Source organism: uncultured Martelella sp., from assembly GCF_963677965.2.
In the GTDB taxonomy this organism is placed as follows: Bacteria; Pseudomonadota; Alphaproteobacteria; order Rhizobiales; family Rhizobiaceae; genus Martelella; species Martelella mangrovi.
In genome coordinates this window covers 3,539,912-3,557,821 of sequence record NZ_CAXXFM010000001.1, presented here as the reverse complement: position 1 = coordinate 3,557,821, position 17,910 = coordinate 3,539,912, and the positions used below count along the sequence as shown (strand labels likewise).

At 60.1% G+C, this 17,910-nt stretch carries 16 protein-coding genes; 1 reads left to right on the top strand and 15 read right to left on the bottom strand.

Annotated elements, in window-relative coordinates:
* Window positions 1–4 precede the first annotated feature (4 nt).
* The gene (locus ACHZCU_RS16540; protein WP_319519611.1) at window positions 5–877 is read left to right on the top strand and encodes a MurR/RpiR family transcriptional regulator; all 873 of its coding nucleotides are present in this window, start codon (window positions 5–7) and stop codon (window positions 875–877) included.
* A gap of 347 nt (window positions 878–1,224) precedes the next feature.
* On the opposite strand, the gene ACHZCU_RS16535 is transcribed toward ACHZCU_RS16540, so the two are convergent.
* The 15 genes from ACHZCU_RS16535 to ACHZCU_RS16465 form a co-directional block, all read right to left on the bottom strand.
* A complete protein-coding gene (locus tag ACHZCU_RS16535) occupies window positions 1,225–2,898 on the bottom strand; it encodes a ribonuclease J (protein ID WP_319519610.1) in 1,674 nt (557 codons plus the stop codon).
* A gap of 7 nt (window positions 2,899–2,905) precedes the next feature.
* Entirely contained in the window at window positions 2,906–3,676 is a 771-nt protein-coding gene (locus ACHZCU_RS16530; protein ID WP_319519609.1) for a biotin--[acetyl-CoA-carboxylase] ligase, read from the bottom strand.
* The gene (gene nuoN, locus ACHZCU_RS16525; RefSeq protein ID WP_319519608.1) at window positions 3,677–5,116 is read right to left on the bottom strand and encodes an NADH-quinone oxidoreductase subunit NuoN; all 1,440 of its coding nucleotides are present in this window, start codon (window positions 5,114–5,116) and stop codon (window positions 3,677–3,679) included. It lies immediately after the preceding gene.
* 17 nt (window positions 5,117–5,133) lie between these two features.
* Window positions 5,134–6,645, bottom strand: coding sequence for an NADH-quinone oxidoreductase subunit M (locus ACHZCU_RS16520; protein ID WP_319519607.1), 1,512 nt, complete (start codon window positions 6,643–6,645; stop codon window positions 5,134–5,136).
* Entirely contained in the window at window positions 6,645–8,654 is a 2,010-nt protein-coding gene (gene nuoL / locus ACHZCU_RS16515; RefSeq protein ID WP_106301217.1) for an NADH-quinone oxidoreductase subunit L, read from the bottom strand. The genes ACHZCU_RS16520 and nuoL overlap by 1 nt, the downstream gene beginning before the upstream one ends.
* Before the next feature lie 7 nt (window positions 8,655–8,661).
* The gene (gene nuoK, locus ACHZCU_RS16510) at window positions 8,662–8,970 is read right to left on the bottom strand and encodes an NADH-quinone oxidoreductase subunit NuoK (protein ID WP_106301220.1); all 309 of its coding nucleotides are present in this window, start codon (window positions 8,968–8,970) and stop codon (window positions 8,662–8,664) included.
* 43 nt (window positions 8,971–9,013) lie between these two features.
* Window positions 9,014–9,628 (bottom strand): NADH-quinone oxidoreductase subunit J, encoded by a 615-nt coding sequence (locus ACHZCU_RS16505; protein WP_106301223.1) that lies wholly within the window; start codon window positions 9,626–9,628, stop codon window positions 9,014–9,016.
* Window positions 9,629–9,765: 137 nt separating this feature from the next.
* A complete protein-coding gene (gene nuoI, locus ACHZCU_RS16500; protein ID WP_319519606.1) occupies window positions 9,766–10,257 on the bottom strand; it encodes an NADH-quinone oxidoreductase subunit NuoI in 492 nt (163 codons plus the stop codon).
* 40 nt (window positions 10,258–10,297) lie between these two features.
* Entirely contained in the window at window positions 10,298–11,344 is a 1,047-nt protein-coding gene (gene nuoH / locus ACHZCU_RS16495; protein WP_106301229.1) for an NADH-quinone oxidoreductase subunit NuoH, read from the bottom strand.
* Between the two features lie 10 nt (window positions 11,345–11,354).
* Complete coding sequence (gene nuoG / locus ACHZCU_RS16490; protein ID WP_319519605.1) at window positions 11,355–13,436, bottom strand: NADH-quinone oxidoreductase subunit NuoG; 2,082 nt, start codon at window positions 13,434–13,436, stop codon at window positions 11,355–11,357.
* An 82-nt stretch (window positions 13,437–13,518) separates the two neighbouring features.
* Entirely contained in the window at window positions 13,519–13,878 is a 360-nt protein-coding gene (locus tag ACHZCU_RS16485; RefSeq protein ID WP_319519604.1) for a pentapeptide repeat-containing protein, read from the bottom strand.
* A gap of 4 nt (window positions 13,879–13,882) precedes the next feature.
* The gene (gene nuoF / locus ACHZCU_RS16480) at window positions 13,883–15,181 is read right to left on the bottom strand and encodes an NADH-quinone oxidoreductase subunit NuoF (RefSeq protein ID WP_319519603.1); all 1,299 of its coding nucleotides are present in this window, start codon (window positions 15,179–15,181) and stop codon (window positions 13,883–13,885) included.
* Between the two features lie 9 nt (window positions 15,182–15,190).
* Window positions 15,191–16,156 carry an NADH-quinone oxidoreductase subunit NuoE gene (gene nuoE / locus ACHZCU_RS16475; protein WP_106301239.1) on the bottom strand — a complete coding sequence of 322 codons (966 nt, stop codon included), beginning with the start codon at window positions 16,154–16,156 and terminating at the stop codon, window positions 15,191–15,193.
* A 122-nt stretch (window positions 16,157–16,278) separates the two neighbouring features.
* Window positions 16,279–17,469 carry an NADH-quinone oxidoreductase subunit D gene (locus ACHZCU_RS16470; protein ID WP_106301242.1) on the bottom strand — a complete coding sequence of 397 codons (1,191 nt, stop codon included), beginning with the start codon at window positions 17,467–17,469 and terminating at the stop codon, window positions 16,279–16,281.
* Window positions 17,466–17,900 (bottom strand): GFA family protein, encoded by a 435-nt coding sequence (locus ACHZCU_RS16465; RefSeq protein WP_319519602.1) that lies wholly within the window; start codon window positions 17,898–17,900, stop codon window positions 17,466–17,468. The genes ACHZCU_RS16470 and ACHZCU_RS16465 overlap by 4 nt, the downstream gene beginning before the upstream one ends.
* Window positions 17,901–17,910 lie beyond the last annotated feature (10 nt).

The window sequence follows — 17,910 nt, the reverse complement described above, 5'->3', positions numbered from 1 at the left end:
AAGATTGACCGATGGGTCCAGGACTGTCGCCGAGACAATCGCCGCGCGCTACGGCGAACTGACGCGTTCGGAAAAGCGCCTCGCCGATACGATCAGCGAGAATTACCCGGTGTCCGGCCTCGGTAGCATCACCACGCTGGCGGAAAACGCCGATGTCTCGACCCCGACGGTCGCGCGCATGGTGCAGAAGCTCGGTTTCAAGGGCTATGGCGAGTTTCAGGCCCGCCTGCATCAGGAACTGGAGGCGACGCTTTCCAACCCGATCGCGAAACATGACCGGCTGGCGCGCAATGTGCCCGACACGCACATCCTCAACCGCTTCGGTGAAGCGGCCATCGACAATATGCGCCGCACACTGTCACAGCTCGATCAGGAGACGTTCGGCGGCGCGGCGGCGCTGCTTTCCGACCTCGAGCGCGCCGTCTATTTCGTCGGTGGGCGCATTACCGGCGCGATTGCCGGCTATTTCTATACCCATATGCAGGTGATCCGGCCGAAGACGACCCTGATGTCGTCCAATTCCGGCTCATGGCCGCAGCATATGCTGAACATGGCCAACGGCGATGTTCTGGTGATCTTCGACATTCGCCGCTACGAACAGGACATGGCCACACTGGCCCGCGTTGCAAGCGAGAACGGCGTCGAGATCATCCTGTTCACCGATCAATGGGCCTCGCCGGTGACAAAATTTGCGCGCCACACCTTCCGCGTCAATATCGAGGCGCCATCCGCCTGGGATTCGTCCGTGGTGACGCTGTTCGTGGTGGAAGCGCTGATCGAGGCGGTTCAGGCGAAAAGCTGGGACAAGACCCGCCAGCGCATCAGCCAACTGGAAGGCCTGTTCGAGCAGAGCCGGCTGTTCAGGCGTCCGGGGTGATACAAAAGTCCGATCTCCCCCTTGAGGGGAACGCTATCGCAGATGGCCTTGGATCTGGCTCCATATACTCTCTCCCGCTTGCGGGAGAGATGCCCCGAAAGGGGCAGTGAGGGTGAAACAGCATTTCAATCCGTGAGGGCGTCCGAGGGGAAAGCTCCCCCCCTCACTGTCGCTTTCGCGACATCTCTCCCCTCCGGGGCGAGAAGACCCGGGGGCTATGCGGCAAAGCCATGCGACAGCCCTGCCCTTCAAGGGGAGAGATTATTGACTGAAAGGCCTTTGGCACGCCAACATCATGAATTCAGGTTATTTCTTTTCAAAATAACCAAGGGGGCGTGGAAATCCTCTCACCCAAGCCGGTTCACAAACACCGTCACGACCGGCTTCTTGCCCCAGCACTCATTGGCCGCAGCGCGCACGGAACGGCGCACCGCTTCCTTGACCATTTTGAGATCCTTGCGGCGCGAGCGCGGAATGCTTTCGACAGCGCCCAGAACGGCGTCGAACAGCACGTCCTCCATCTTCTCGTCCTCGTCATCGAAGCCCGGCAGGCCGATCGGCACCACATCCGGGTCACCGGCGAACTCGAACTTGCTGTTCAGCAGAACATTGACCGCGACATGGCCGACGAAGGAGAGCTTGCGGCGCTCGCCGATGCCCATCTCGTCGAACCCGCCGATCAGCTTGCCATCCTTGAAGATACGGCCGGCCTCGACATGATCGATCACCTCCGGCTCGCCGGGGGCAAGGCGCAGCATGTCGCCGTTGCGCACGCGCGGCACATGGGCGATTCCGGACTGTTCGCCAAGTTCCTTTTGCGCCGTCAGATGCGCGGCCTCGCCATGGACCGGCACCAGAATATCCGGCCGGACCCATTCATACATCTGCTTCAGTTCATTGCGGCGGGGATGGCCCGACACATGCACCAGCGCTTCATTATCGGTGAGGATATGAACGCCCTGCTCGATCAGCCCGTTCTTGACGTCCTGGATCGCCTTTTCATTGCCGGGAATGGCGCGCGAGGAAAACACCACGAGATCGCCGGCGGCAAGGGCGACATTGCGCATCTCGTCACGCGAAAGCTTGGCAAGGGCCGCACGGCTTTCGCCCTGCGAGCCGGTGAGGATCGCCACCACCTTGTCACGCGGGATATAGCCGAACTCGTCTTCATCGACGAAGGGTTTGACGCCTTCCATCAGCCCGATGTCACGGGCAACCTGAACGGCGCGCTTCAGCGAGGAACCGAGCAGCAGCACTTCCCGGCCGGCCTCTTCCGCCGCTTTCGCAATGGAACGGATACGGCCGATATTCGACGAAAAGCTGGTCAGCGCCACACGGCCTTCGGCGTTTTCGATCACCTTGCGCAGGCTTTCGGAAACCTCCTGCTCCGACGGCGACACGCCATCGCGCAGCGCATTGGTGGAATCGCACATCAGCGCCAGAATGCCCTCGTCGCCAAGTGCGCGCAGACGGGTCTCGTCGGTCTTCGGTCCGAGCGACGGCGCCTCGTCGATCTTCCAGTCGCCGGTGTGGACGAGGTTGCCGAGCGGCGTGCGGATGCACAGCGCCATCGGCTCCGGAATCGAGTGATTGACGGCAACCGCCTCGACCGAAAACGGCCCGGCATTGATCGTGTCGCCCGCCTTGAAGATGGTGACGGGAATTTCGCCCATCGATTTTTCATAGGCGCGCTTGGATTCCAGCAGACCTGCCGTGAACGGCGAGGCGTAGATCGGCACGTTCAGGCCCGGCCAGAGGTCGTTGATCGCGCCGAAATGGTCTTCATGCGCGTGGGTGATGATCATCGCCTTCAGATTGGCACGCTGCTCGCGCACGAATTCGATGTCGGGGAGAATGAGATCGACGCCGGGCAGATCCGCGCCCGGAAAGGTGACGCCGCAATCGACCATGATCCATTCGCGTTTTTCCGCGGGTCCATAGCCGTAAAGGGCAAGGTTCATACCGATTTCGCCCAGCCCGCCGAGGGGAAGGAAAACCAGTTCAGCGTTGTTGTCCGCCATTGAAGCGTTATCCAGTCTTGTTGTTTTCGAAGAAGACATCGCCGGCAGCAAAAGTGCGCGTGCCCTCTTCCGTTTCAAGTTTCAGCATCCCGGCATCATCAATGCCGGTAAAAAGCCCTGAGACCTGCTCGCGGGCCAGATTGATCGTGATCCGTTCGTTAATACCGCATGCGGCTGCACGCCAGCGCGCAACGGTTTTTCGCACGCCTTTTCCGCTATCCCAGATCGAAAGTTCTTCCGCCATGATCTCAAACAGGTGGGCAAACAGGACGGCGGGGTCGGCGCCAGCCACATAATCGGCCAGTCTTGCAACCGGATATGGGGCGCTCTCCGGTGAAAATCCAACATTGACGCCGATACCGACGACAACGGCAAACCGGCCATCGGCCAGTTTCCGGCCTTCCAGCAGAATGCCGCACACCTTTTTGCGGTCGATCAGAACGTCATTGGGCCATTTGATCGCGACCTCGGCCGCCTGCCCGGCCATCATCCGCGTCACCGCCCCGTGAACGGCAACGGCGGCAACCAGCGGCAATGAAGACATCGCCGAAACGGGTGCGGGGTCAATAAGCAGAAGCGAGGCATAAAGATTGCCTCGCTCCGAAACCCAGTTGCGTCCGCGCCGTGCCCGTCCGCCTGTTTGTCGTTCCGCTGTGATCCACAGGCCGCCGGGGTCGCCGCCCTCGGCCCGTTCCATCGCCTTCAGATTGGTCGAGACCACTTCGTCCAGCGCATCATGCCGATAGCTGCCGGCAGCCGCGGGCTTTCCCGCGGCCATCTAGAACAGCGCCGCTGCGGCTGCGCCGGCTGCCGAGTTCAGCGGGCCGCCGAACAGCAGGTAGCCAATGGCAAACAGACCACCGAGACCGAACACGAACCGCAATTCGCTTGCCACCCGCGAAAACTCCACGGCCGGCTCGTCGAACCACATCACCTTGACAACGCGCAGATAGTAGAACGCGGCCACGACGGAAGACAGGACACCGATGATGGCCAGCGTATAGAGCTTTGCATCGATCGCCGCCAGGAACACGAAGTACTTGCCGAAGAAGCCAGCAAGCGGCGGAACGCCGGCAAGCGAGAACATCAGCGCCGTCAGCACCACCGCCATAACCGGCTTGGTCCTGGAAAGACCGGCAAGATCGTCGATATTCTCGACATTGCCACCCTCTTTCAGGCGCATCGCCATGATGACAGCAAATGTGCCGAGCGTCATGAACAGGTAGATCGCCATGTAGATAACGACACCGCGGACACCGGTTTCGGTTCCCGCCGCAAGGCCGACCAGCGCATAACCCATATGGGTGATCGAGGAATAGGCCATCAGCCGTTTGATGTTGCGCTGACCGATGGCGGCGAATGCGCCGAGCACCATCGAGGCAAGCGAGATGAAGACCACGACCTGACGCCACTGATCAATGGCAGGGCCGAAGGCATCGATCAGCAGGCGGATGATGATCGCCATGGCCGCAACCTTGGGCGCAGAGGCAAAGAAGGCCGTGACCGGCGTCGGCGCGCCTTCATACACATCCGGTGTCCACATGTGGAAGGGAACGGCGGAAATCTTGAAGGTGATGCCAGCCAGCACGAACACCATGCCGAAGATGAAACCGAGACCGGTTTCGCCGAGCGAAATCTGGTTGGCGACGGCCTCGAAACCGATATTCCCGGTAAAGCCGTAGATCAGCGAAATACCGTAAAGCAGCATGCCGGACGACAGCGAGCCGAGGACGAAATATTTCAGGCCCGCTTCGGTCGAGCGCAGGCTGTCGCGGTTGATCGCAGCGATCACGTAAAGCGGCAGCGACATCAGTTCGAGGCCCATGTAGAAGGCCAGCATGTCATTGGCCGAGACCATCAGCATCATGCCGGTGGTCGACAGCAGCATCAGCACCGGAAACTCGAAACGGTCGAGATATTCCGGCTCTTCATGGCCGACAGACAGGATCATCGACAGCGCCGCACCGATCAGCACCAGAAGCTGCATGAAGCGGGTGAAGGCGTTGAAGGTGAGCGAGCCGTTGAAGGCCCCGCCATTGCCCGCCCAGAACAGGAAGCCGCCGGCGAACAGCAGCAGGGCCACGGCAAGCGCGACGATGGTCGGCCCGCTCTTGCGGCCGGCAAAGGCTCCGATCATCAACAGGACCATAGCGCCAATCGAAAGGATCAGCTCCGGCATGATCAGCTTCAGACTTGAAAGTAGGAGTTCCGAGGTCATGTCCAAAAGATCCTGTCTCAGTATACCGGCAGCGCGATGTTCTTGGTGGCTTCCAGAACAGCGTCATAATGTTGAACGATCTGGGCGACCGGCCCGTGGATCGCCGCGAAAATCGGTTCGGGATATACACCGAAGAAAATCGTCAGAATGATCAACGGATACAGCACGAACTTCTCGCGCATGGAAAGATCGAGCAATGCCTTCAGGCTGTCCTTCTCCAGTGCGCCGAAAATCACCCGGCGGTACAGCCACAGCGCATAGGCGGCCGAGAGGATGACACCCGTGGCCGCGAACACAGCCACCCAGGTATTGACCTGGAACACGCCGATCACCGTCAGGAATTCACCGATGAAGCCCGATGTGCCGGGAAGCCCGACATTGGCCATGGTGAAGATCATGAAGGCGACCGCGAATTTCGGCATGTTGTGCACAAGCCCGCCGAATGCGGCAATCTCACGCGTATGCATGCGGTCATAGACGATACCGACGCAGAAGAACAGCGCGCCGGACACGATACCGTGCGACAGCATCAGGAAGATCGAGCCCTCGATGCCCTCGGTGGTCGCCGAGAACATGCCCATGGTGACGTAGCCCATATGCGCGACCGAGGAATAGGCAATCAGCTTCTTCATGTCGGTCTGCATCAGCGCCACCAGCGAAGCGTAGATGATGGCGATGATCGACAGCGCGAAGATCAGCGGCGCGAAATAATAGGAGGCATCGGGGAACATCGGCATCGAATAGCGCAGCACGCCGAAGCCGCCGAGTTTCAAGAGAACACCCGCCAGCACGCCCGAGGCCGCCGTCGGCGCTTCCACGTGGGCGTCCGGCAGCCAGGTATGCACCGGCCACATCGGCATCTTCACCGCAAACGAGGCGAAGAAGCCGAGGAATAACCAGTATTGCATGTTGACCGGGAAATCATACTCCAGCAGCACCGGCACGCTGGTGGTGCCCGTCACCCAGTACATCGCCATGATCGCCAGCAGCATGAACACCGAACCGGCGAAGGTATAGAGGAAGAACTTCAGCGACGCGTAGACGCGGCGGTCATGCCCCCAGATGCCGATGATCAGATACATCGGAATCAGTCCCGCTTCGAAGAAGACGTAGAACATCACGATGTCAAGCGAGACGAACACGCCGATGATCAGCGTTTCCAGAATGAGGAACGCAATCATATAGGCCTTCACACGGTGTGTGATGGCCTCCCAGGAGGCGAGGATACACAGCGGCATCAGCACCGTGGTCAGCAGGATGAACAGCATCGAGATGCCGTCAACGCCGAGATGATAGGAAATCCCCGTGCCGAGCCAGGCATGGTTTTCGATCATCTGGAAGTTCGGATCGGCGGGATCGTAATTGACCCAGATAAACAGCGACACCACGAAGGTGAACAGTGTTGTCAGCAGCGCCACATTGCGAATGTTGCGCAGCCCCGCTTCATTGTCGTCGCGGGTAAACAGGATCAGCACCACGCCGACGAGAGGCAGGAAGGTGACTGTCGAGAGAATTGGCCAGTCGCTCATTACAGCGCCCCTCCGAGCATCATCCACGTTACAAGAGCGGCCAGGCCGATCAGCATTGCAAACGCATAGTGGTACAAATAACCGGACTGCAGCTTGACCACGCGGTTGGTGACATCAACGACCAGCGCCGCAATGCCGTTGGGTCCGAACCGGTCAATCACGCCGATATCTCCCTTCTGCCACAGGAAGTGCCCGAGCTTTTTCGCAGGGCGGACAAACAGGAAATCGTACAGTTCATCGAAATACCACTTGTTGAGCAGGAATGCGTAGATCCGCGGGAAGGCACGCGCCATCGCCGGCGCCGAAGCCGGCTTGATCAGGTACATGTAGATCGCGACCACCGTACCGATCAGCATGGCGAAGAACGGCGACAGCTTGACCCACAGCGCCACGTGATGGTGCTCTTCCAGAACCTCGTTGTGCGGCCCGGTAAACAGCGCGCCCTTCCAGAACTCGCTGTAGTCATGGCCGTAGAAGAACTCGGCGAAAACCACACCGGCAAACAGCGCGCCGACCGACAGCACGATCAGCGGGATCAGCATAACCCAGGGCGATTCATGCACGTGATGCATGACGTCCGAGGAAGCACGCGGCTTTCCGAAGAAGGTCATGAAAATCAGGCGCCATGAATAGAAGGCCGTCAGCACGGCGGCAATCACCAGTGCCCAGAAGGAGAAACCGGCCAGCGGGCTTGGCGAAACAAAGGCCGCCTCGATGATCGCATCCTTGGAGAAGTAACCGGCCGCACCGAAGATCGTGCCGGGAATGCCGACGCCGGTAATGGCAAGCGTGCCGAAGATCATGCCCCAGAAGGTGATCGGGATATGCTTCCGCAGGCCACCCATGCGGCGCATGTCCTGATCCCCGGAAACGGCATGGATGACCGAGCCGGCGCACAGGAACAGAAGCGCCTTGAAGAAGGCGTGGGTGAACAGGTGGAACACGGCAGCGCCGTAGGCCCCTGCCCCGAGGGCTGCAAACATGTAGCCGAGCTGCGAACAGGTCGAATAGGCAATCACGCGCTTGATGTCGTTCTGCACCAGACCGATCGTCGCGGCAAACAGCGCGGTGACCGAACCGATCAGCGTGACGAAGGTGAGTGCCGACGGCGACAGTTCGAACAGCGGCGACATGCGCGCCACCAGGAAGACGCCGGCCGTCACCATGGTAGCGGCGTGGATCAGGGCCGAAACCGGGGTCGGGCCTTCCATCGCGTCCGGCAGCCAGGTGTGCAGCAGGAACTGCGCCGACTTACCCATGGCGCCCATGAACAGCAGCAGGCAGACCGCGGTGATGGCGTGCATCAGCGACAGGTCCATGCCGAGGAAATGCAGCACCGGCGCCTGCTCGCCCGCAGCAACGGCAACCGCATGGTCGTCGGCAATGCGTTCGGCGGCGGCGAAGATCGGCTCGAAATTGATGGAATGCGCCAGGAAGAACAGGCCGGCAATGCCGAGCAGGAAGCCGAAGTCACCCACACGGTTGACGATGAAGGCCTTCATCGCGGCAGCGCAGGCCGACGGCTTCTTGTACCAGAAGCCGATCAGAAGATAGGAGGCAAGGCCAACACCTTCCCAGCCGAAGAACATCTGCAACAGGTTGTCGGCAGTCACCAGCGACAGCATCGCAAAGGTGAACAGCGACAGATAGGCAAAGAAGCGCGGACGATGCGGGTCGTCGTGCATGTAGCCCACCGAATAAAGGTGGACGAGACAGGACACCGTATTGACCACGACCAGCATAACGGCGGTCAGCGTGTCGATCCTCAGCGACCAGGCAACATCGATATTGCCGGAGGAAATCCACTGCATCACCGGAACCTGGATTACCAGATCCTCTGCATGCGACAGGAAGCCGACCGAGATGAACACGTACCAGGACAGGATGGCGGAAACGGCCATGAAGGCGATGGTCAGCCATTCGGTGGCCTTCGCGCCCATACGGTTTCCGAAGAGGCCTGCGATGAGGAAGCCGAGCAACGGCAGGAAAATGATGAGTTTGTATATCATCTGGTAGTCAGCCCTTCATCATATTGACGTCTTCGACCGCAATCGAGCCGCGGTTACGATAAAACACCACGAGGATCGCCAATCCGATCGCCGCTTCGGCCGCTGCCACCGTGAGGATGAAAAGCGCGAAGACCTGACCGACCACGTCATTCAGGAACGAAGAAAACGCGACCATGTTGAGATTGACCGAAAGCAGGATCAGCTCAATGGACATGAGAATGATGATGACGTTCTTTCGGTTCAGAAAAATGCCGAAAACGCCGATCGTGAAAAGTATGGCACTGACCGTCAGGTAGTGGGAAAGTCCGATTTCCATTGCTCTGTCCTTGAGTCCGTATCCCTGCTGAATTCTCTTAAATTTACAGGCCCTGTCCGGGCTTGACCTTGACGGCCTCGTGCGCTGTTTCCGGCGTGCGCGCCACCTGCTTGCCGATGTTCTGGCGCTTGACGTCGGTGCGATGCTTCAGCGTCAGCACGATCGCGCCGATCATGGCCACCAGAAGGATGAGGCCGGCGACCTGGAAGAAATAGGCGTAATGCGTGTAGATCACATCGCCCAACGTCTGAATGCTGGAGGATTCGGAAAGCGGCGCCATCGGCATCGCGGTATTGGCTGCGATCTCCGGGGAGATGAAGGTGCCGCCGACAACGATGATCAGTTCGGCCAGAAGCGCGACACCGATCAGCGCGCCAACCGGCGCATAGCGCAAGATGCCGGATCTGAGCGCCGTGAAATCGATGTCGAGCATCATCACCACGAACAGGAACAGCACCGCGACCGCCCCAACATAGACGACGAGCAGCAACAGGCCGAGATATTCCGCGCCGGCCAGAATGAACAGCGCAGCGGCATTCACGAACACCACGATCAGAAACAGGACCGAATGGACCGGGTTCCGCGCGGAAATCACCATGAACGCCGAGGCCACGGCGATAAACGCGAAAATATAGAAAAAAAGAGCCTGGAGACCCATCTTGGTGCCTTCTCTTCCTGTACGCCGCGGGAACCCCGGACGCGTCTCATTGAAAAACCGGCCGACGGCCAGGCTTTCCGTTCTCAAATCGTCTCACCGGCCGGCTTTATGCCGCCCGGCCACTTATTGTTCAAATCTCAGCGATAAGGTGCGTCCATGGCGATGTTCTGCCCGATTTCGCGCTCCCACCGGTCGCCATTGGCGAGCAGGCGCTCCTTGTCGTAGTAAAGTTCTTCGCGCGTTTCGGTCGCGAATTCGAAATTCGGCCCTTCGACGATGGCCTCGACGGGACATGCCTCCTGGCAGAAGCCGCAATAGATGCACTTCACCATGTCGATGTCGTAGCGCACCGTGCGGCGCGTGCCGTCATTGCGGCGCGGGCCGGCCTCAATGGTGATCGCCTGGGCGGGACAGATCGCCTCGCACAGCTTGCAGGCAATGCAGCGTTCCTCGCCGTTGGGATAACGGCGCAGCGCATGCTCACCGCGAAAGCGCGGGCTCACCGGTCCCTTTTCGAAGGGGTAATTGACCGTCGACTTCGGGGCGAAGAAGTAGCGCATCGTCAGAAAGAACGCGCCCACGAACTCCTTCAGGAAGACGGCATTGAAAGCCTGAGCAACAGAACCCATTTCAAATTCTCCAATCCGGCACTTCGAAAAGTACCATCAATCAGCCCACCCAGCCGGTCAGTTTAACAACGAAGGCCACGATGACGACCATGGCGAGCGACAGCGGAAGGAAAACCTTCCAGCCGAGACGCATCAGCTGGTCGTAGCGATAACGCGGCACGAATGCCTTCACCATGCCGAACATGAAGAAGCACAGCAGCACCTTGATCAGGAACCAGATCACACCGGGAACCCAGTTCAGCACCGGCACATCCAGGATCGGCAGCCAGCCACCGAGGAACAGCGTCGTCGTCATCGCGCACATCAGGACGATGGCCGCATATTCACCGAGCATGAACATCATGTACGGGGTCGAGCCATATTCCACCATGAAGCCCGCAACCAGTTCCGATTCCGCTTCCGGCAGGTCAAAGGGCGGACGGTTGGTTTCGGCAAGCGCGGAAATAAAGAACACGATGAACATCGGGAACAGCGCCAGCCAGTTCCAGTCAAGGAACGAGTTGGGCAGGCCGAGCATGGTGCCGAGACCGGTTTCCTGTGCATAGACGATATCCGAAAGGTTCAGCGAGCCGACCGTCAGCAGCACGGTGACGATCACAAGCCCGATCGACACTTCGTAGGACACCATCTGCGCGGCAGAGCGCAGCGAGCCGAGAAAGGCGTATTTCGAGTTCGACGCCCAGCCGCCCATGATCACGCCATAGACCTCAAGCGAGGAAATCGCGAAAACGTAGAGAATGCCGATATTGATATTGGCAATCACCCAGCCATCGGCCACCGGCATCACCGCCCAGGTGGCCAGCGCCAGCGTCACCGTGATCAGCGGCGCCAGCAGGAACACGACCTTGTCGGCACTGGCCGGAATAATCGGCTCCTTCAGCACGAACTTGAACAGGTCGGCAAAGGACTGGAACAGGCCGAAAGGTCCAACCACATTCGGTCCGCGCCGCATCTGCACGGCGGCCCAGATCTTGCGGTCGGCGAGCAGGATGAATGCGATACCGACGAGCAGCAGGACCAGCAGCAGCAGCGACTGACCGACCATGATCAGTCCGGGCCAGAGATAGGTTGAGAGAAAAGAATCCATTGTTCGGTCCTTATTCCGCCGCTGCCTTGAAATTATTGCGCGCCAGCGCCGAGCATTCGGCCATCACGGCAGAGGCCCGGGCAATCGGGTTGGTCAGGTAGAAATCGGTGATCGGCGAGACGAAACCGGCTTCGCCCAGGTCCCCACCCTTCGATGCCGCCGTTTCGACCGCCTTGATATCAGCGTCAGCGACCGCGTCAAGCGCAGCAAGGTGTGGATATTCGCCATAAATCGCTGCACGCAACGCCATCAGCGAGTCGTAGGGCAGCGTCTTGCCGAGAATGCCGGAAAGCGCACGCAGCACCGCCCAGTCCTCACGCGCATCCCCCGGCGCAAAACCTGCGCGGCTGGTCATCTGCACGCGGCCCTCGGTGTTGACGTAGGTGCCCGACTTTTCCGTATAGGTCGCAGCCGGCAGAACCACATCGGCATTCATCGCGCCGGCATCGCCGTGCGAGCCGATATAGACGGTGAACCCGGCCTTTTTGGCGGAGAAATCAAGTTCGTCGGCGCCGAGCAGGAACAGAACGTCGGTATCGCCCAGCATCTGGGCTGCGGTCTTGCCGCCCTCGCCCGGCACGAAGCCGATATCGAGACCGCCGACGCGCGATGCTGCGGTATGCAGCACGGCAAAGCCGTTCCAGTCTTCGCTCACCGCACCGACATCGCCGGCAAGCTGAGCCGCCCTGGCCAGCACGGCCGCGCCGTCTTCGCGGGTCAGAGCGCCCTGCCCGATCAGAACGATCGGACGTTCGGCGTTCTTCAGCACGTCGAGGAAACCGAGCGAACCGGAGGCGAGATCGGAAAGCGTCTGGGGACCGGCGCCGAGATACTCGTAGTCGTACCGCAGGTCCGCATGTTCGCCGATCACGCCGATCGGGAAATTGCCCTTGCGGAAACGCTTGCGGATACGGGCGTTGAGAACCGATGCCTCGAAGCGCGGATTGGCGCCGATAATCAGCAGAGCGTCAGCGTTTTCAATGCCTTCGATCGTCGGGTTAAACAGGTAGCTTGCGCGGCCAAGCGACGGATCAAGCGCCGTCCCGTCCTGCCGACAGTCGATATTGACCGAGCCGAGCGAGGCCATCAGACCTTTCAGCGCATACATTTCCTCAACCGTTGCCAGATCGCCGGCAATCGCGCCGATCCTGTCACCGGAAACACCGTCGACGGCGGACTTGATCGCGGCAAAGGCATCGTTCCAGTTGGACGCCTGAAGACGACCGTTGACGCGGATATAGGGCTTGTCGATGCGCTGGGTGCGCAGACCGTCCCAGATGAAGCGGGTCTTGTCGGAGATCCACTCCTCGTTCACCTCTTCATTGACGCGCGGCATGATGCGCATCACTTCGCGGCCGCGCGTATCGACGCGGATCGCCGAACCGACAGCATCCATCACGTCGATGGATTCGGTCTTGTTCAGCTCCCACGGACGGGCGGTGAAGGCGAACGGCTTGGAGGTCAGCGCGCCGACCGGGCAAAGGTCGACGACATTGCCCTGCAGCTCGGAGGTCATTGCCTGTTCGAGATAGGTGGTGATCTCGGCGTCCTCGCCGCGGCCGATCAGGCCAAGCTCGGAAATACCGGCCACTTCCGTGGTGAAACGAACGCAGCGCGTGCAGTGAATGCAGCGGTTCATCACCGTCTTGACCAGCGGGCCGATATACTTGTCCTCGACGGCGCGCTTGTCTTCCTGATAGCGCGAAGCGTCGATGCCGAAGGCCATGGCCTGGTCCTGCAGGTCGCATTCGCCGCCCTGGTCGCAGATCGGGCAGTCGAGCGGATGGTTGATGAGCAGGAACTCCATCACCCCTTCGCGCGCCTTCTTGACCATCGGCGTCTTGGTGTAGATTTCCGGCAGCGAGCCATCCGGTCCGCCGCGAATATCCTTGACCCCCATGGCACAGGAGGCTGCCGGCTTCGGCGGTCCGCCCTTCACCTGGATCAGGCACATGCGGCAATTGCCGGCAATCGACAGCCGCTCGTGAAAGCAGAAGCGCGGAATTTCAGCGCCCGCCGCTTCCGCTGCCTGCAGCAGCGTATAGTGGTCGGGAACCTCGATTTCGTTGCCGTCAACAATCAGATTTACCATATCCGTTCTTCCCGCTTCGCCGACGATCCAAAGGCCGCCGACAGTCCATTCTCGCTTGCGTGCGCCCGGTCAGGGCCTCGTCTCAAGCCTTATGTTCTTTCCACAGCGCCAGCATTGCGCCGACATCGATGCCTTCGATCGTCATGCCGTCGAGACGGCAATCGCTGATCGAGACACCGGAGAGATTGGCATCCGTCACCACCATGCCGGAGAAGTTGGCGTTGTTCACGCGCCACCCCGACATATTCACATTCTCGAACCCGCAACCCGACATGTTCACATCGTCGAAGCTGGAGCCGGACAGCGTGATACGATGATACTTGCCGCCCGAGAGATTGACGTTCTCATGGGAAACCCCGGACAGGTTGACATCGTCGAAGGTCGATCCCGAAAGATCGCTTTTCCTTGCGTCGATGCCTGTGGCCTGTCCGTGGATGTCCATCACCCTACTCCGCCGCTTCCATCACCGCGCCTTCAGACGTGGCGTTGGCCGTGTACTGGTCGATCCGCTTTTCGATTTCCGGACGGAAATTGCGGATCAGGCCCTGGATCGGCCACGCGGCAGCATCGCCAAGCGCGCAGATCGTGTGGCCTTCAACCTGTTTGGTAACCTCGAACAGCATGTCGATTTCGCGCTTCTGGGCGCGGCCTTCGACCATGCGTTCCATCACCCGCCACATCCAGCCGGTGCCCTCGCGGCACGGCGTGCACTGGCCGCAGCTTTCATGCTTGAAGAATTCGGCCAGCCGCGCGATCGCCTTGATGATGTCGGTCGACTTGTCCATGACGATGGCGCCGCCGGTCCCGAAGGAGGATTTGACTTCCTTCAGGCCGTCGAAATCCATCTGCACGTCCATCATGTCCTCGGCCTTGACCACCGGGCAGGAGGCGCCGCCGGGGATCACCGCCAGCAGATTGTTCCAGCCGCCGCGAATGCCGCCGCAATGCTTTTCGATCAGTTCGCGGAAGGTAATGCCGAGGCTTTCCTCAACCACGCAGGGACGGTTCACATGGCCGGAGACCATGAACACCTTGGTGCCGACATTGTTGGGACGGCCAAAGGAGGAGAACCAGCTTGCGCCGCGTCTGAGGATCGTCGGCGCGACCGCAATCGACTCGACGTTGTTGACCGTGGTCGGAAGACCGTAAAGGCCCATATTCGCCGGGAATGGCGGCTTCAGGCGGGGCTGGCCCTTCTTGCCCTCAAGGCTTTCCAGAAGCGCCGTTTCCTCGCCGCAGATGTAAGCGCCAGCACCGTGGTGGACGATCACGTCCATGTCCCAGCCGCACTTGTTGTTCTTGCCCAGAAGGCCGGCATCGTAACATTCGTCGATCGCCGCCTGCAGCGCCTCACGCTCGCGCATGAACTCGCCGCGGACATAGATATAGGCCGTATGCGCCCCCATACCGACGCCGGCAAGCAGGCAGCCCTCGATCAGATGGTGCGGATCATGACGCATGATCTCGCGGTCCTTACAGGTGCCAGGCTCGGATTCGTCAGCATTCACAACAAGATAATGCGGACGGTCATCCTTGGGCATGAACGACCATTTCAACCCCGTCGGAAAGCCCGCGCCGCCACGGCCGCGCAGCCCCGAATCCTTCATTTCCTGAACGATCCAGTCGCGGCCCTTGTCGACCAACGCCTTGGTATTGTCCCACGAACCACGCGCCATCGCGCCCTTCAGGGACGTGTCCCGATGGCCATAGAGGTTGGTGAAGATGCGATCCCTATCCTTTAACATGCTTCACTCCTAGCGCGCTGTTCTGCCGAATACTTTTTCATATTCCTCGATGCCGCCCTTGGCCAGCACCCCGGCCTGACGCACCCATTCGTCGCGTTCGATGCGACCGCCGAGTTTCAGCGATTCATTGACCCAGGCGCATTCGCCGGGCGTCCATGCCGCAATCTGCTCGAACTTGTAGATGCCGATATCGTTGAGAAGCTTCTCGATCTTCGGGCCGACGCCGGACATCATTTTCAGATCATCGGGGTCTTCCGGCTTCTCTTCGGCAGCCGGCGGACGATCGCCCTTGGCGCCGTTGATCGCTTCGGGCGAACCGGCGTCGTCTTCGGTCTCGTCCTCGCGGGCCGTAACGGCATCGTCGTCGTCATCAGTCAGCGAGGTGAAGCCGCCTTCAGGGGCGGAAAACCAGCGGTCGATCTGCGGACCGGGTTTGATCTCGTCACCGCGACCGGCCTCGAACGCATCGATGATTTCCTCAAGCCGTTCCGGCGTCAGGTCCTCATAGGCGTCCTTGAAGATCATCACCATCGGCGCGTTGGCACAGGCGCCCTGGCATTCAACCTCTTCCCAGGACAGCGTGCCATCGGCATTCGGCTCAAGCGCTGCCGCGCCGATCTTCTTCTTGCAGACATTGATCAGGTCGCCGGCCCCGCGCAGCATGCAGGGCGTCGTTCCGCACACCTGGATATGGGCCTTGGTGCCTACCGGCTTCAGTTGGAACTGGGTATAGAAGGTTGCGACCTCGAGCACCCGGATCAGCGGCATGGACAGCATGTCGGCGACCTTTTCGATCGCCGCGCGCGTCACCCAGCCTTCCTGTTCCTGCGCGCGCATCAAAAGCGGGATGACGGCGGATTGCTGGCGGCCTTCGGGATATTTCTTGATCGTGGCTTCGGCCCAGGCGGCATTCTCGTCTGAAAACGCAAATGCGGCAGGCTGGACATTCTCTTCGGCTAGTCGACGAACGGACATGCTCTCTTATACCTCTTCGGAGGTTTTAGTCACAGCTCTCGCATATCCCATGTTCTGGTACCGGCCTTCAACCGGTCCGGGACAGCAAAAAGCGGTTCTTGAAAGTTCAAAGGCGTCTGGCTTCACCGGTCCACCTCACCGAACACGATGTCGAGCGTCCCGATAATGGCGGTGACGTCGGCAAGCTGATAGCCCTTCGACATGAAGTCCATTGCCGAAAGATGGGCAAAGCCCGGCGCGCGGATCTTGCAGCGGTAAGGCTTGTTGGTGCCGTCGGAAACGAGATAGACGCCGAACTCGCCCTTCGGCGCTTCGACGGCGGCATAAACCTCGCCTTCCGGCACATGATAGCCTTCGGTGTAGAGCTTGAAGTGATGGATCAGCGCTTCCATCGAGCGCTTCATCTGCGCGCGCTTGGGCGGAACCACCTTGCCGTCCATGGAATTGAACGGGCCGGTCTTGGCATCGCCCAGAAGCCGCTCAACGCACTGCTTCATGATCTTCACCGATTCGCGCATCTCGTTGATGCGCAGAACCCAGCGGTCATAACAGTCGCCATTCTTGCCGATCACGACATCGAAATCGAGATCGGAATAGCATTCATAGGGCTGCGCGCGGCGCAGGTCCCAGGCAGCGCCCGAACCGCGCACCATCGGGCCGGAGAACCCCCAGGCAAATGCATCGTCAAGCGAAACCACGCCGATATCGACATTGCGCTGCTTGAAGATGCGGTTGCCGGCCAGAAGCGCCTCGATGTCATCAAGGCGTGCCGGGAACTGCTCGCACCACTTGCCAATATCCTCGACCAGTTCCGGCGGCAGATCCTGGTGCACGCCGCCGGGGCGGAAATAGGCCGCATGCATGCGCGCGCCACAGGCCCGCTCGTAAAACACCATCAGCTTTTCGCGCTCTTCAAAGCCCCACAGCGGCGGGGTCAGCGCGCCGACGTCCATGGCGGCGGTCGTCGAATTCAGAAGATGGTTGAGAACACGGCCGATTTCGGAAAACAGCACGCGGATGAGCTGCCCGCGGATCGGGATCTCGACCTCCAGCAGCTTTTCCACGGCAAGCGCGAAAGCGTGTTCCTGGTTCATCGGCGCCACGTAATCGAGGCGGTCGAAATACGGCACGGCCTGAAGGAAGGTCTTGCTCTCGATCAGCTTCTCGGTTCCGCGGTGAAGCAGGCCGATATGCGGGTCGACACGTTCTACGATCTCACCGTCCAGCTCCAGCACCAGACGCAGCACGCCGTGGGCGGACGGATGTTCGGGACCGAAATTGATCGTGAAATTGCGGACATTATGTTCAGTCATGCCGATGGATCCTGTTGTGCAGCATAAGCCGCAAAGAATTCTGCGGACGTCATCTTCTTGGTCTCGTTGGCGAAGGCGTAGTTGTCCGGCTTTTCGTCAATGAAAATCTCGCTGGTAAAGCGGAAGGCACCCGGCGCATCGAAAGCATGGGCGGAAACGACCACGTCGGAACCATCCTGCATGCGCCAGAAAAGCGTCGTTCCGCAGGTCTTGCAGAATACGCGCTCTCCATACTCGGACGATTTGTAGACGCCGAGCATGTCCCCGTTTTCGACGTCCACAGCCGTGCCGCATTCAACACCGACAAAACCGGCGCCACCGCTCCAGCGACGGCACAGGCCGCAATGGCAAACGCCCATCTCATCGTTTACCGGGACAGCGGTAAAACGAATCGCAGCGCAGATACAGCCGCCAGAAAGCCGTTCAGCCATCACACGCTCC

Coding starts and splice junctions, on each gene's coding strand:
- ACHZCU_RS16535 (WP_319519610.1), bottom strand. CDS start 2,898: ATGGCGGACAACAACGCTGAACTGGTTTTCCTTCCCCTCGGCGGGCTG.
- ACHZCU_RS16530 (WP_319519609.1), bottom strand. CDS start 3,676: ATGGCCGCGGGAAAGCCCGCGGCTGCCGGCAGCTATCGGCATGATGCG.
- nuoN (WP_319519608.1), bottom strand. CDS start 5,116: ATGACCTCGGAACTCCTACTTTCAAGTCTGAAGCTGATCATGCCGGAG.
- ACHZCU_RS16520 (WP_319519607.1), bottom strand. CDS start 6,645: ATGAGCGACTGGCCAATTCTCTCGACAGTCACCTTCCTGCCTCTCGTC.
- nuoL (WP_106301217.1), bottom strand. CDS start 8,654: ATGATATACAAACTCATCATTTTCCTGCCGTTGCTCGGCTTCCTCATC.
- nuoK (WP_106301220.1), bottom strand. CDS start 8,970: ATGGAAATCGGACTTTCCCACTACCTGACGGTCAGTGCCATACTTTTC.
- ACHZCU_RS16505 (WP_106301223.1), bottom strand. CDS start 9,628: ATGGGTCTCCAGGCTCTTTTTTTCTATATTTTCGCGTTTATCGCCGTG.
- nuoI (WP_319519606.1), bottom strand. CDS start 10,257: ATGGGTTCTGTTGCTCAGGCTTTCAATGCCGTCTTCCTGAAGGAGTTC.
- nuoH (WP_106301229.1), bottom strand. CDS start 11,344: ATGGATTCTTTTCTCTCAACCTATCTCTGGCCCGGACTGATCATGGTC.
- nuoG (WP_319519605.1), bottom strand. CDS start 13,436: ATGGTAAATCTGATTGTTGACGGCAACGAAATCGAGGTTCCCGACCAC.
- ACHZCU_RS16485 (WP_319519604.1), bottom strand. CDS start 13,878: ATGGACATCCACGGACAGGCCACAGGCATCGACGCAAGGAAAAGCGAT.
- nuoF (WP_319519603.1), bottom strand. CDS start 15,181: ATGTTAAAGGATAGGGATCGCATCTTCACCAACCTCTATGGCCATCGG.
- nuoE (WP_106301239.1), bottom strand. CDS start 16,156: ATGTCCGTTCGTCGACTAGCCGAAGAGAATGTCCAGCCTGCCGCATTT.
- ACHZCU_RS16470 (WP_106301242.1), bottom strand. CDS start 17,469: ATGACTGAACATAATGTCCGCAATTTCACGATCAATTTCGGTCCCGAA.
- ACHZCU_RS16465 (WP_319519602.1), bottom strand. CDS start 17,900: ATGGCTGAACGGCTTTCTGGCGGCTGTATCTGCGCTGCGATTCGTTTT.